Consider the following 13,716-nt stretch of genomic DNA (forward strand, 5'->3'; position numbering starts at 1 on the left):
CATCGCCCATTGCAACATGGCCGACATCGATCGCCGGACGCTGCGGCGCTACTCGACCTACGGATTCAACGCGACCTGGCGTCGCTCGGTCGCAAACGAGATCTACTTCTTCCGGCCCAAGACCGACGATGTCGATCGCCTGATCAGGATCATCGAAGTCATCATCCATCGGCACGTCACGCTCGGGGCTGCGGTGGCGAATGTGAGCTTTCTGTCGCGCGGACAGGGCATCGAGAAGGAAAGGGCCGTCTGACGGCGTGAGGATCCTGCATCGCCAGAAGGCCGGCGATCGAGGAGCTGCAGTCCTGCCGGCTCCTGATCCCGGCCTGTCCAGAAACTCTCCCCCCTATCGGCAACGCGGAAAGTGCCATTGCTCGAGAGCCTCCGCCCGCAGGAGCCTTGCCTATCTCCGCTATCCGGCGTCAGTGACGAGCCTTTCGATGAAGGCGACGGGTGATGCGAGGCGGCCAACAGCGGGCCCGCCACGCTTGCCCCCGTCAATCCTTAGCTGGCTTCAGGAAATCTGTTGCAGGATCTGTGCCCGACTGGGTATCGATCCGGCGCTGGTTAAGCGTCTGACGACGGCATCTGGTGCGCGGACGAGGCCGACGCCTGCTCTTACCGGCCCCAGTCCGATAGCAGACTACCTCTTGGGGCTCATCCAGCCATCATCTTCCAGCACGTCATGACACTGCCCGGGCCGAGACCTCGCGTCTCCTGGCGGTAGCGCTCACAGAAGACGGGGTTAGGTTTCCGGAGCGAGTAGGCAGGGCAGTTAAATTTCGGGACCGTAGTCGAGCCGCTGGAGCGCCTCGTTCAGGGTCTCGAGATCAAAGCCAGACCCATATCCCGAGGTGGTATCCGTCTTGTCGTGTCCGAGGATGGCCTGCAGGATGCCGTCAGACGGGCGGACCTGGTTCCGGAACTGGTCGGTGACCCGGTGCCGGAAGCTATGGAAGGTCTTGCGGCTGTCCTTCACGGATTTCCGCGCGTAGCGACCCCACCACTTGCTGAACCCGTGGGTGATCTTACCGCGATAGGGGCTGAGCTCTGGGAACAGTCGAACAGAGCCTGCCTTTCGCTGGGCTTCGACATAGCCAGCGAACCCGCGGTCAATCAGCTTTTTATGGATCGGAACGCAGCGTCGCGACGACCGCGTCTTGCGACGCGTTTCCTGGCCTGGCGTGTCGTCAATCGTCTCCATGTCGAAGAAGGACACATCCCCAGGCTTCGAGGCGAAGAGGACGTCGATCACGCGAAGCTGTCCGATCTCCTCAAGCCGCGCACCGGTATACATGGCGATGAGCGGCAGCCACTTCTGAGCCTCCCCTCCTCCCGCCTTATACCGTTTGCCCTTTGCCAGGACAGGCGATCTCACCAAAGCCTTCAGGTCGTCGTCGGAATAGGGCAGCCGCTCGACGACCTCACCCTCCTTGAGAAGAAACTTCGTGCCGAGGCAGGGATTGGTCTGGATATGGTCGTGCTTCAAGGCAACAGCCAGGATCGCCGAGATCGATCCGATCGCCTTGTCGTTGATTGTGCTGCGGGCGAGCAGCTTTGCGTTGTTCTTCGCGGTCCACTCCTGGATCGCCGTCACGCTGGCACTGCGGAGGTCTGAGGGGATGTTGCGGGGAAACAGGCTCAGGGCATCACGATAGGCCAGCACATGCTTTTTGGTGATGGAACGGATGGGTACGTCACCACAGATTGAGATAAAGCGCTCAACGTAGACGCCATACTCCTCCGCCGTCTTGGCGGAAGGGCTTTGCTGGTCGATCCAGGATTTGTGGGCATCACGCAGTGAAGGGCCAGCATCCATGACCGGCGGCATGAGGACCGGCAGCGGCGGCGGGGTTTCGACAGGCGCTCCATCGAGCCGCCGCAGGACGTCCTCATGGGCTCGGACACCAGCACGTGCGATGGCCAGCGACAATCGCGCCCGATCGATATGGTCGCGCGGCAGGCTCACTCCATTGTCGGCAAGGACTTCGCCGATCTCGCTTTCGGCAAGGACATCCTCGAAGGACTGCCTGATCGCGCGAGCGCTCTCGTCTGAGTGCCCCTCCGCACGCAGCGCGTCGAGTGTCGGGATGTGCGATGACCCGTCAAAGTCAAAGCGCTCTGGATCCTGGAGTGCTCGCCTCAGAACATCCAGCTCCCGCAAATGGGCAATCCGGCGGGCTGCGATAACCGCATCGCGGTCGGTGGCAAGCCCTTCGTGTTCCTCGAGGACCAACTCGGTCCGGTCAGCGAGTTGGTCGCGCCGGAGAACCTCATCGTCGTCACCGCTGAGGATTTGCCGATAGTATCGGTTGGCGATGTGCTCGATCTCTGAAGGCGAGAGCCCCGATACCGCCCGAACAGCGATAGGCCTGGCGGTCTGCATCGTTCGCAGCGTCGCCGCTTCCACGTGACCTTCCACCTGAGGATGGACGTCGAGCCAGCGCTTGCGGGCCAGCTGGAGATCGCGGGTCCCCAGCGCGATCTTGATTGTCCCTCGTCCACCGATGGACCGCCTCACCCCATTCCAAGGGAGTTTGACCTCACCCGACAGGACGGACTTCAACCGGGGTGGAACATTGCGGAAATAGGTGAACCCACCCTCGGGGCGCTCGATCAGGAACGGATTACCATTGCTGTTGAAGCGGCCCATCGGCACCTCTCTCGAAGGCCGATTCTAACCAGGATTCTAACCAGAATTCTGACCAGCCAGCGCCGAACGGGCTGACAATCGCAGAAAAACCGTTATAAATCAATGAAAAGCGCGCGCAGTGGCGCTCCCATGGGGAATCGAACCCCAGTTTTCGCCGTGAGAGGGCGTTGATTATGGACGGAGCTAGACAATTCTAGTTGCCCAAAAACTCGATATATCAATATTATAGGGACAGAAGAGGCTATCATTGCCTAGTGATGTCCAACCCCATATATTGGACATCAATTGGACATGGGAGGCGGTGATGGCGCGGAGCGTGCGCGATGCCAAGCTCGAGACGAGGACTGCACGGGCTCAGCTGAAAGCCAGCGGCAAGCCGTATTACCGCGCCATTGAGCCGGAGCTGCACCTCGGCTACCGGAAGCCTCAATCCGGGTCGGGAAAATGGGTTGTCCGACACTACGTTGGCGACCGAAAATACGAGGTCGAGACGATCGCGGTCGCTGACGACTTCTCAGACGCGGATGGCGTCGCGATCCTGAGCTTCGCTCAAGCGCAGAACGAGGCACGGGAGCGAATGAAGCGGCGAGCCCACGCCGCCGCCGGCATTACAGGGCCGCTCACCGTCAAGGACGCGATCGGCGACTATCTCGACTACCTGGAGAACAACAGCAAGTCCGCGGTCGACGCGCGCTCACGGTCAAATGCGTTCATTCTGCCGTCGCTGGGAGACGCCGAGGTCGAGACCCTGACGACCGATCGGATCGCCAAATGGCACGCGGACCTCGCGAAGTCCCCAGCACGGATCCGGACAAAGGACGGCGACGATCAGAAGCACAAGGCGGCGCCGTCAGACCCCGAAGCTCGGCGTCGTCGGAAATCGACAGCGAACCGGACTCTCACCGTCTTGAAAGGCGCTCTGAACCGGGCATGGCGGGCCGGGAAGGTCAGATCCGATGAGGCGTGGCGACGCGTCCAGCCGTTCAAGGGAGTGGAAGCCGCAAGGGTCCGCTACCTCTCCATTGCGGAGGCACAGCGCCTCATCAACGCGGCCGATCCGGACTTCCGCAAGATTGCTTTGGCCGCGCTCCACTCTGGCGCGCGCTACGGCGAACTCTGCCGGCTTGAGGTCGCCGACTTCAACCCTGACTCGGGGACGCTCGCGGTGCGCCAGTCCAAGGGCGGCAAGCCGCGCCATATCGTCTTGACCGACGAAGGCATCGCCGCCTTCAAACAGCTCGCTATGGGGCGTGACGGCGCCGAGCCGATGTTCGTCAAGAACGGAGCCCCATGGGGCTCTTCGCATCAGAACAAGCCGATGGCGGAAGCCTGCAAGAACGGCAAGATCACCCCGCCGATCTCATTCCACGGCTTGCGGCACACCTGGGCGAGCCACAGCGTCATGAACGGAATGCCGTTGATGGTCGTCGCCAAGAACCTCGGTCATGCTGACACGCGCATGGTCGAGAAGCACTACGGGCACCTCGCCCCCAGCTTCGTTGCCGATGCGATTCGCGCCGGCGCGCCGCGGTTCGCAATCGGAACAAATTCGAACATCACGGGAATCGCAGATGCTCGCAAATGACCCGACGATCGACCTGTCAGAGGTGGCGCGGCGATTTGCACCGGACACCGCTGATGGGCTCATAAACGCTGACCTCGCCAGGCTGCTCCTGAGAAACATTATCACGGGGTATGCGGAAGTCCTGCGCATCCGCCCCTTCATGGACGGAGGGCGGGGCACGACTACGGAACACTTAGCCCATCCTATTCCGCAATGGTTTTGGTATTCAGTCGTGCAGGCCGCCAACAATTCAGGAATAGATAGCGACGGAAATAACGCCTACACTGTGGTTACCGACGAGAAAGGTGAGTTGATCGCTCACGTCGCGTCGGGGATTTATTTCAAGCGCGATGAAATTGAACGCTACATGATCCAGATTGCGCACCCCAAAGCTGAGGGGGGTGTTGCGAAGGTTAGCCGTGGACCAAGGCCTGATAAGCGGAATAGAGCGATCGCCGCAATGATCGCGAAGGGCAAAGAATGGCTGTACGACCCTGCAGCTACCGAGGAGAGCAGGACCGCAGACCTCAATGCTGATGGATTGGACATCAGCCGATCGACGGTTCGCAATGCCCTTGGCGCAGCAAAGAGTCGCTTCGAGAGCGGATCATGAACAAATAGGAACCACGAACAAATAGGAACAGAAGCTACGTATAAGCAAGTCTAAGCGCACCCCTTAACGGAGCAGGTGTGCTTATGACCAATCCGACCAATATTGCCACGCAGCCCGCCGCCTATTCGATCGACGAATGGTGCCGCCGCTACGGCATCTGCCGCGCGACCTTCTACAACATGCAGAAGGCCGGCCGGGCGCCCAAGACCATCAAGCTGAACAAGCTCGTCCGGATCTCAGTCGAGGCTGACCAGGAGTGGCGCAAGGCCAGCGAGGTCGCGGCCTGATGCACCCCAAAGTGAAGAGGCCCACGGCGCCGGCGAGCGCGCGTGAGCCTCGGGAATGTGTTCTGGCGAACAGCTCCCAAATTGCCGCAACAGCCCTCGAAATGCAAGTGCGACGCATTCGCGAGAGGTTCGGTCTCTCACCTCACCTGGCCGCTGTGGTCGCGGCGCTGGCCTTCTCATTGGAGGCTTCGCGATGAGCGCGCCGAGCAACGCAGAAGCCCGGCGCTTCCTCGCTGTGGTGCTGGCTGATCTCGATGAGGTCGGGATCGAACGAACCGCAATGGCCATCATCGCGCGGGCCAGCGACCGCACCTCCGACCCCGACATGATCAAGGCGGTAGCCGCGATCGCTTCCGACCCGACGAATATGTGGGGTGACGAGCGACTGCCGCTCCAGGCGCCGGAAAGGTCCCCTGCTCCATGACATTGGACCCCTTGGCCCAAGAGCCCGCCCGCATTCCGCCGATTCTCTCATTCGAGGATTTCGAGCGGCAAGCGTTGGGCATGATGAGCAGCCCCCCGGCCGCGATCGAGAGCGAATCGGCGCCCCAGCCCGACCAGGCAGCTGCCGCGGCGATCGGGGCCACGCCGTTCTCATGGCTGGACTGCCACAACATCCCCGAGCGCGAGTGGATCTACGGACGCACGCTTATCCGCCGGTATGTGACCGTGACGGTCGCGCCCGGCGGGGTCGGCAAATCCTCGCTCACGATCGTCGAGGCGCTAGCGATGGTGTCAGGCCGCCCGCTCCTGCATGACGCCCCGGCCAAGCAGCTCCGCGTGTGGCTATGGAATGGCGAAGATCCGAAAGACGAACTGCAGCGGCGTATCATGGCTGCCGCGCGGCTTCACGGCATCTCCCGCGACGAGATTGGCGGTCTGTTTGTCGACAGCGGCCTCGACTGCCCCATCGTCCTTGCCAAGCAAACAGGCAGTGCCACCACCATCGTGGAGCCTGTGCAGGAAAAGCTCGTCGCGGAACTCAGAGGCAAACGCATCGACGTCATCGTCATCGATCCATTCGTGTCGTCCCACGAGGTCCCCGAGAACGACAATCCCGCCATGGACCGGGTGGCAAAGGCATGGGCGAGGGTCGCTGCCAGAACCGGCGCTGCAGTGCATCTGATCCACCACGTCCGCAAGACCGGTGGGAACGAGATCAGCATCGACGACGCCCGCGGCGGCGGCGCGCTGATCAACGCCGCGCGCGTCGGACGAGTGCTCAACCCCATGTCGACGGCGGAGGCCGAGCGGGCCGGCGTGGAACACCGCTTCCGATACGTTCGGATCGACGACGGCAAGGCCAATCTCGCGCCGCGCGCCGAGAAGAGCGCTTGGGTCAAGATCGAGTCGGTCCCCCTGATGAATGGCAGCCAGGGCGGCACCGGCGACAGCGTCGGCGTCGTCACAGCGTGGGAGTTTCCGAACCCCATGGATGCCGTCACGGTCGACCACCTCAGGCGCGCTCAGGCCGCCGTCAATGCGGGCGGGCCATATCGCGAGAACAGCCAGGCAGCGGATTGGGTCGGGCTCCCGATCGGCCGGGCGATGGGGTTAGAGGTCAGCCCCGACGGCAAGCTTTCCAAGGCGGATGCGGCCAAGGTCAAAGCCGCGCTCGCCGTGTGGATCAGCAACGGCATGTTCGAGGTTTATGAAGCCCCGGACGCCAAACGCGAGAAGCGCAAATTCGTCAAGGTTGGCGAGCCAGCCGATGACTGAGGTTTGCCGCACCTCACTTTCCACTTTCGCCTGCCGCGCCCCACCTCCCCCCCCCTATAAGGGGGTGGGGTGGGGCAACTTGGGCGCCCTACTGCCGCACCTTGCCGCGCCGCACCTTGTTGAGGTGGGGCAGAAGGTCAGGGAACCCCGTCTTGGCGAGGGCCAGCCGATTTCATGATTTGAGCCGGCTTTTTCTCATTCCTCCTCGAAAGCCCGCAATCCGCCGTATCAAGGCGATAGTTTGTATGATGACGGACAGGCTTAGACGTTCATTATCAATGACTTAGAACCGTTCTCGCGTTAGAATGTCCAACATTCGTCCAATAATGGGCGCGGATGCATGGGATTTCGGGCGTGAGCGCGACGGAGATAGGCGGCGGAAACGGCGACGGCGCAAAGGGCAAGGCCCGAATGCTCACGCTTGCCGACGTCGACCGCCGCACCGCCGCTTACAAGAACACTCGCCAGATCATCGCCGCGATCGAAGATGACCTCGGCGGGGGCGACCTCTTGTCGACTGCGGAGCGGCAGATGGTCCAGCGTGCGGGCGTTCTCGGCGCGATCCTCGAAGACATCGAGACGAGGTGGATCGGCGGCGCGGAGATCGACCCGGTCACCTACACGACGGTCATCAACGCCCAGCGGCGCATGTTCGAAATCCTCGGCACGAAGAGGCGCGCCAAGGACGTGACGCCCGACCTTCGCGACTATCTCGCCAGCAAGGCCCAGGAGGCCGCTGCGTCATGAGCGTGACCCTCTTGGCGGCCATGGACGACCCCAAGCTCTTCGCGCCCTGGTTCGCGCGCAACCCCCAGAGCTGGTCTGCCTGGCGCGCCTTCATCGCGGCGTTGTTCGGCTATGCCATGACCGACGATGAGCTTGCGACCTATCGTGCGTGCTGCGGTCACAACGGAGGCCCGCCGCTGGAGGCTCAGTCGGAAGCCTGGCTGGTCTGCGGACGCCGCGCTGGCAAGAGCTTCGTGCTCGCCCTCATTGCAGTCTACCTCGGATGCTTTCGCGAGTACCGGCAGTTCCTCGCGCCGGGCGAGCGCGGCGTCATCCTCATCATCGCCACCGATCGCAGGCAGGCCCGAACGATCTTCCGCTACGCCCGCGCATTGCTGACCGAGGTCGACATGCTGAAGCGCATGGTCGAGGCCGAGCGGTCGGAAGAGATCGACCTGTCGAACCGGATCACGATCGAGATCGGCACCGCGTCGTTCAAGGCCGTACGCGGTCGGACCTTGGTGGCGATGCTGGGTGACGAGGTCGCGTTCTGGCCTGCTGAGGACAGCGCCTCGCCCGACTATGAGGTGATCGACGCCGTGCGTCCCGGCATGGCGACGATTCCGAACGCCGTGATGCTGATGGCTTCGAGCCCGTACGCCCGAAAGGGCGCGCTCTGGGACGCGTACAAGCGGTATTACGGCAAGCCAGACGCCCCCGCCTTAGTGTGGCAGGCGGCGACCCGCACGATGAACCCCAGCGTCCGTCAGAGCGTCATCGACGAGGCGATGGAGCGGGACCCGGCGGCGGCGTCGGCAGAGTACGGGGCGATCTTCCGAACCGACGTCGAGAGCTTCGTGAGCCGCGAGGCCGTGGAGGCGTGCACCACGCCCGGCCTGTATGAGCGGCCCCGCGCATCGGCTCATCGCTACTTCGGCTTTGTCGACCCGTCTGGCGGCTCTGCTGACAGCTTCACGCTGGCGATCGGGCACGCCGAGGGCAAGGTCGGCATCCTGGACGCGGTGCGCGAGCGCAAGCCGCCCTTCGTCCCGTCTGAGGTGGTCGCAGAGTTCGCCGCGCTGCTGAAGTCCTACGGCATCACCAAGGTCGTCGGTGACCGGTACGCCGGCGAATGGCCCCGCGAGGCGTTCCGCGGCCACGGCATCACCTATGAGGCCAGCGCTGCGCCGAAGTCGGACCTCTACAAGGATCTGCTGCCCAAGCTGAACTCTGGCGAGGTCGACTTGCTCGATCTGCCCCGACTGACGACGCAACTGGTCGGCCTGGAGCGGCGCACGTCGCGCGGTGGCCGCGATTCAATCGACCACGGGCCGGGCGGTCACGACGACCTCGCGAACGCCGTCGCCGGCTGCCTTGTCGGCCTCGTCGGCGCCCGTCCCAACACCATCAGCTGCACCCCCCTCAGGATTTAAAGGAGCCCTGCCCATGGCCACCATCACCCAAGTTCTAGCCGACCGCGCCACGGCCGGCAGCCGCTACGCCGACGCCGTCACGGAGCTGAAGGCCGCCTATATCGCGCTGGCCGCGATCGACATGGCGCTCGACAACAACGACGTCCCGACCCCCGGCCCGCAGCGGCCCGTACGGGGCTTCGGCCCGCTCACTCTCGACGAACTGCCGCTTGAACTCGTCCACCCCGTCTACCAGGCGTCGCGCACGCATGGGTGGCGCAAGGAGATCATCGCCGCGGCCGAGCCGATCATCAAAACCACCACTGCGGCCTGAGGAGGCGCAACATGGCACCGCCGAAAAATGTCTACCAGGCCCTGAAGGCCCGTTGGAAGCCGGAATGGACGACCCTGCCGTCCGTCGCCGGCCTGAGCATCCACATCGATCGCATCGCCGAGGCGCCGACGTCGGTGGCGGCGGTCAAGGCTGAGCACATCGCCGGCGGCAAGCTGTCGGTCCTGGGCGTGCGGGAGAAGACGCGCGAACTCGCCGCGGCGACCATCCCTGATCTGCGGCGCGCTCACTACGCCCTTGAGCAAGCCAGGGCCAACGTCGCGCTTCAGCGCAAGCGCCTCATGGACCCGCCGATCGACCGGACGGACATCGTCGGCGCGATGGTGCGGCAGGAGATCCGCGCCAAGCTCGAAGCGATGGACCAGGGGCAGCGGATGAAGTTGCTCCTAGACGGCGACCCGCGAGTCTATGACGCCTGGCGCGAGCTTCCAACCTTCGTCCCGGTCCCGGCCGACTTCACGGCCGAGCTGCAGGAGCGGCGCCTGGAGGAACGCGACCCGGTCTCCATGGAGCGGATGCGCGAGGCGAACGAGGCGATCGAACTGGTCGACACCATCCTGAGGGCCGCAACCGACGAGCTTCGGGACGTCGCCGAGTTCAACAAGCACGGCAAGGAGTTCGAGGCGTTCTTCGCCGGCGCCGCGGCCCCGGTCGACGCCCAGTTCGCCAAGAAGCCGGCTCCCGTCGAGGTCGACATCGCGGGTATCGCCGGCGTGATCGACGCGCTCTCCCACAAGGATCGGGATGAGCTGATCGACCGCGCCCTCGGCCGTCAGCTCGAAGACCTCAAGGCGTGAGAGGCGGCCGGTCGTGACCAGGCAGTGGATCAGGGAGTTCGGGCTGTCGATCGACACCGGCAGCGAGACGATCGACGTGTCTCAGCTTCGCGGCCGGTTCCGGGTGCGGCTGGCCGTGGTGCAGTCGCCGAACTCGGCCGAAATCCTCGTCACGAACCTGTCGGAAGCGACGGCGCAGAAAATCCGCAAGGAGGGGCAGAAGGTCTCGCTGACCGTTGGCTACCAGGGCGGGCCGTCGATCGCCTTCACCGGCAACATCATCCAGAAGCGGGTCGGGCGCGAGAACCCGGTCGACACCTACCTCGCGATCGTCGCCCAGGACGGGGACATCGCCTACAACTTCGCGACGGTCAGCAAGACGCTCGCGGCCGGCTCGACATTCAAAGACCAAGTCGACGTCGTGCTGGAGGCCATGAAGCCGCACGGCGTGACGAAGGGCTACATCTCGGACCTCGGCGCCAAGAAGATGCCCCGCGCTCGCACGCTGTTCGGCATGGCGCGCGACGCGATGCGAGACATTGCAATCTCGGCCGGCGCCAACTGGACCATCCAGGACGGCAAGCTCGACGTGGTGAAGTTCGGCGAGACAAAGCCGGGCGACGTCATCGTCCTCAATTCGCAGACCGGCATGATCGGGCGCCCGGTCCAGACGTTCGAGGGCGTGATCGCACGAATGCTGATCAACCCGCGCGTGAAGCCCAACGCGCTGATCAAAATCGATGAGGCCAGCATCGACGCGGCGGCGTTCACGCCGGGCATTCCTGGGGCGCTGGGGAACAGCAACCTGGCGAAGGGCATCGCGGCAGACGGCCTCTACAAGATCGTCGTGGTCGAGCACCACGGCGATACCCACGGAAATGCCTGGTACACAGAAGTCATCTGCCACCGCGCCGATGGCGAGGGCATCTACTTCAACATCGCCAGCCAGAACATCGTCGCCGAAGAGGTCGACGGAAAGGCAGTCGCGCCATGACGCATCACGAATTCACGGTCCGCGGCACGCTCTACCGCTCGGGCGGAATCGACCCGGTCGCGCAGGGCCATGTCGCGCGGCGCCTGATGCCGCTCGCCGACGGCCTGGCGCCAATGCTCAAGCAGCTCCTGCAAGGCGGAAAGCCGCTCCTACCGAGTGAGCAGGGCCTGCCCGGGATGATCGACCGGGCGATGCCGCTCATCGAGTTCCTGAGCGTCATGACGACAGAGACGCATGACTACCTCCTCAACGCCACGCTCGCGAAGGTCGAGCGGCTGGGGCCGACAGGCCGGTGGGAGCGGATCTGGAACGACAAGCGCGGCAGCCTGACGGTCGATGGCATCACCGGCGCCGACATCATTGAGATCGCGTTCACGGTCCTGGCGACGGACCTGGCGCCCTTCTTCCTGTCGCTGCTTGAGCGCATGCCCAAGGCGGCCATGCAGGCTCCCATCGTGAGGCAGTTCCATGGCTGAGACCGTGCGCGATTTTTTGGTCGGAATTGGGTACAAAATCGACGGGAATTCGGAGCAGCGGTTCCGAAACTCGGTCGAAAGCGCCACGAAAGCCGTTGTCGGGCTGGGCGTCGCCGTCGCGGCAGTTACGACCGCGGTCACGGCGGCGGTCACGAAGATCGCGGCCGGGTTCGATGACCTCTACTACGCCTCGCAGCGGACCAAGGCTAGCGCCGAGAACATCAAAAGCGTTGGGTATGCCGTCTCGCAGCTCGGCGGCTCGTATCAGGGCGCGGTCGCGTCGATCGAAGCCTTCGCGCTCAAGATGCGGTCCAACCCCGGCTATGAGGGGATGGCGAAGAGCCTCGGCGTCGTCACGCGCGAGAACGGCCGGCTCAAGGACACCACCGTCCTGATGACGGACCTGGCCCGCGCGCTGTCACGCAAGCCGGAATACGTCCGGCTGCAGTACCTCGAAGCGCTCGGGATCGACGAGGCCACTTACAAGGCGCTGGCGTCCGGCGACCTGGTCCGCTTCACGGAGGAGTATCGCCGCAAGCAGGAAGCGCTCGGCGTCTCTCAGACCCGCGCGGCCGAAATCGGGAAAGACCTCACCAACGCCTGGCGCTCGCTCGGCGCCACGGCCGCCGCGGTCGGCGACAAGCTGCTGCAGTCGCTCGGTCCGGGCATCAAGGATTTCGTCGACCGGATCGACGCGTTCCTGGTCCGCAACGCCGACAAGATCGTTGCCTTCTTCGAAAAGGCGGCCGAGTGGGTCGGCAAGCTGCTGAACGCCTTCATCCAACTCGTCGAGAAGGGCGAGGGGCCGCTGGTCGAGTTCTTCGACAAGATGGTCAAGGGCGTCGAAAAGATGCAGACCGCGTTCGCGGCGCTCGCGGCCTTCCTCGGCGGCGCATTCCTGCTCTCGGTGCTGGGCTCGTTCGCCAAGGTCGGGTCGGGCTTCGCGGCGATGCTGCTTAAGCTAGGCATCCCGGCCGCCGCCCTCGGTATCGGCGCGACCGCCATGGGCTACGGCCCCGGCGCGGAGGCGCTGCGCCAGAACGGCGTCGGGTCCGACCCCGACGTCCGTCAGGCCACAGGCGCGGCGCGCTATGCCCGCGAGGGCTGGAATTGGGTCAAGCGCAAGCTTGGGTTCGGCGACAGCGCCCAAGCCGATCCGGCCGCCCTGAGCCGTCGCAGCGCGGGCGGCGGTGCTCGAAACAATCGCCTCACACCGGACCAGGCCGCCGAGATGGCGCGAGGCATTCAGGCCGCGGCCAAGTCGATCGGTATCTCTCCCGACGATCTCGCTACGGCGATCTCGTACGAGACCGGCGGCACGATGGACCCGTGGCAGAAGGGGCCGCGGACGCAGTGGGGCAGGCATCGCGGCCTGATCCAGTGGGGCGAGCCGCAGGCGCGCAAGTACGGGGTCGATGCGAACACCTCGATCACCGACCAGCTCATGGCCGCGGCGCGCTATCTCCGCGACCGTGGGGTGAAGCCCGGCGACGGGCTCCTGCAGGTCTACGCCGCGATCAATGCCGGCCATGCCAGCAAGATCAACGCGACCGACGCGCACAACGGCGGGGCGCCCGGCACAGTCGCCGACAAGGTCGCCACCATGGGCCGCCACAAGGGCGCTCTGTCGCGCCTGGAAAGGCAGGGAGGCGTTCAGCCGCCCGCGCCGCCCGTAGCTACTCCAGCCGCCAACGACGACTTGGCCGCCGAATACAAGCGCAAGAGCGGGCGCGATCTGGCGAGTGACCGGGAGAAATACCCCGACCACGTCGGGCAGTGGGTTGAGCAGTTCACGGGCAAGAAGATGCCCGAGCAGCCCAAGCCGTTTGACATGTCGCGGTTCAACGCGGTCAACCCGGCGCGGGTCCAGGCGAACGCGGCCCTTGTCGGCGGGTTCGGCCTTGGCGGCATCACGGCGCTGACCCCGCCGCCGGCGTCGAACACGAACGTCGACATGAACCAGCGCACGGAGATCACGATCCTGGGCGGCAGCGACCCGCAGGCCACGGCCCGTGAAGTCGCCGGCGCGCAGGAGCGGGTCAACGGCGGGCTGATCCGGAACGTGCAGGGGGCGGTGCGCTGACCAATTGAGGCGCGTTTTCAGGGTGGCGCGCCTTCAAGGAGCCGCCGGCGACCGTGGATGT

The 13,716-nt window shown here is 64.5% G+C and carries 14 protein-coding genes; 13 read left to right on the forward strand and 1 reads right to left on the reverse strand.

What is annotated here, in order from left to right; all coding sequences use genetic code 11:
* Positions 1 to 253 (forward strand): hypothetical protein (locus AX750_RS26380; RefSeq protein ID WP_197426667.1); only part of this gene is annotated, 253 nt, incomplete at its 5' end.
* 522 nt (positions 254 to 775) lie between these two features.
* Here AX750_RS26380 and AX750_RS02960 read toward each other — a convergent pair.
* On the reverse strand, positions 776 to 2,653 hold the full coding sequence (locus tag AX750_RS02960; RefSeq protein WP_066722794.1) for a tyrosine-type recombinase/integrase: 1,878 nt from the start codon (positions 2,651 to 2,653) through the stop codon (positions 776 to 778).
* A 304-nt stretch (positions 2,654 to 2,957) separates the two neighbouring features.
* Between AX750_RS02960 and AX750_RS02965 the strand changes: the two genes are divergently transcribed.
* From AX750_RS02965 to AX750_RS03020, 12 genes are all read left to right on the forward strand, one after another.
* Positions 2,958 to 4,238, forward strand: coding sequence for a site-specific integrase (locus AX750_RS02965; RefSeq protein WP_066722797.1), 1,281 nt, complete (start codon positions 2,958 to 2,960; stop codon positions 4,236 to 4,238).
* Positions 4,225 to 4,830, forward strand: coding sequence for a hypothetical protein (locus tag AX750_RS02970; protein ID WP_067253508.1), 606 nt, complete (start codon positions 4,225 to 4,227; stop codon positions 4,828 to 4,830). The genes AX750_RS02965 and AX750_RS02970 overlap by 14 nt, the downstream gene beginning before the upstream one ends.
* 83 nt (positions 4,831 to 4,913) lie before the next feature.
* A complete protein-coding gene (locus tag AX750_RS02975; RefSeq protein ID WP_066722800.1) occupies positions 4,914 to 5,117 on the forward strand; it encodes a hypothetical protein in 204 nt (67 codons plus the stop codon).
* A gap of 193 nt (positions 5,118 to 5,310) precedes the next feature.
* Positions 5,311 to 5,541, forward strand: coding sequence for a hypothetical protein (locus AX750_RS02980; RefSeq protein WP_066722803.1), 231 nt, complete (start codon positions 5,311 to 5,313; stop codon positions 5,539 to 5,541).
* An 11-nt stretch (positions 5,542 to 5,552) separates the two neighbouring features.
* On the forward strand, positions 5,553 to 6,836 hold the full coding sequence (locus AX750_RS02985; protein WP_245282290.1) for an AAA family ATPase: 1,284 nt from the start codon (positions 5,553 to 5,555) through the stop codon (positions 6,834 to 6,836).
* 354 nt (positions 6,837 to 7,190) lie between these two features.
* Positions 7,191 to 7,583: a hypothetical protein gene (locus AX750_RS02990; RefSeq protein ID WP_156446595.1), complete on the forward strand. Its 393-nt coding sequence runs from the start codon at positions 7,191 to 7,193 to the stop codon at positions 7,581 to 7,583.
* Positions 7,580 to 8,995: a hypothetical protein gene (locus AX750_RS02995; RefSeq protein WP_156446596.1), complete on the forward strand. Its 1,416-nt coding sequence runs from the start codon at positions 7,580 to 7,582 to the stop codon at positions 8,993 to 8,995. Before AX750_RS02990 ends, AX750_RS02995 begins: the two co-directional genes overlap by 4 nt.
* Positions 8,996 to 9,008: 13 nt before the next feature.
* A complete protein-coding gene (locus tag AX750_RS03000; RefSeq protein WP_066722807.1) occupies positions 9,009 to 9,308 on the forward strand; it encodes a hypothetical protein in 300 nt (99 codons plus the stop codon).
* Positions 9,309 to 9,319: 11 nt separating this feature from the next.
* Complete coding sequence (locus AX750_RS03005) at positions 9,320 to 10,123, forward strand: hypothetical protein (RefSeq protein WP_066722809.1); 804 nt, start codon at positions 9,320 to 9,322, stop codon at positions 10,121 to 10,123.
* A gap of 13 nt (positions 10,124 to 10,136) precedes the next feature.
* Entirely contained in the window at positions 10,137 to 11,096 is a 960-nt protein-coding gene (locus AX750_RS03010) for a hypothetical protein (RefSeq protein ID WP_066722812.1), read from the forward strand.
* Positions 11,093 to 11,572 carry a phage tail assembly chaperone gene (locus AX750_RS03015; protein ID WP_066722814.1) on the forward strand — a complete coding sequence of 160 codons (480 nt, stop codon included), beginning with the start codon at positions 11,093 to 11,095 and terminating at the stop codon, positions 11,570 to 11,572. The genes AX750_RS03010 and AX750_RS03015 overlap by 4 nt, the downstream gene beginning before the upstream one ends.
* Positions 11,565 to 13,655 (forward strand): hypothetical protein, encoded by a 2,091-nt coding sequence (locus AX750_RS03020; RefSeq protein ID WP_066722817.1) that lies wholly within the window; start codon positions 11,565 to 11,567, stop codon positions 13,653 to 13,655. The genes AX750_RS03015 and AX750_RS03020 overlap by 8 nt, the downstream gene beginning before the upstream one ends.
* Positions 13,656 to 13,716 lie beyond the last annotated feature (61 nt).

Origin of the sequence: Methylobacterium sp. CCH7-A2 (genome assembly GCF_001557075.1) — a bacterium.
Taxonomy (GTDB): Bacteria; Pseudomonadota; Alphaproteobacteria; order Rhizobiales; family Beijerinckiaceae; genus Allobosea; species Allobosea massiliensis.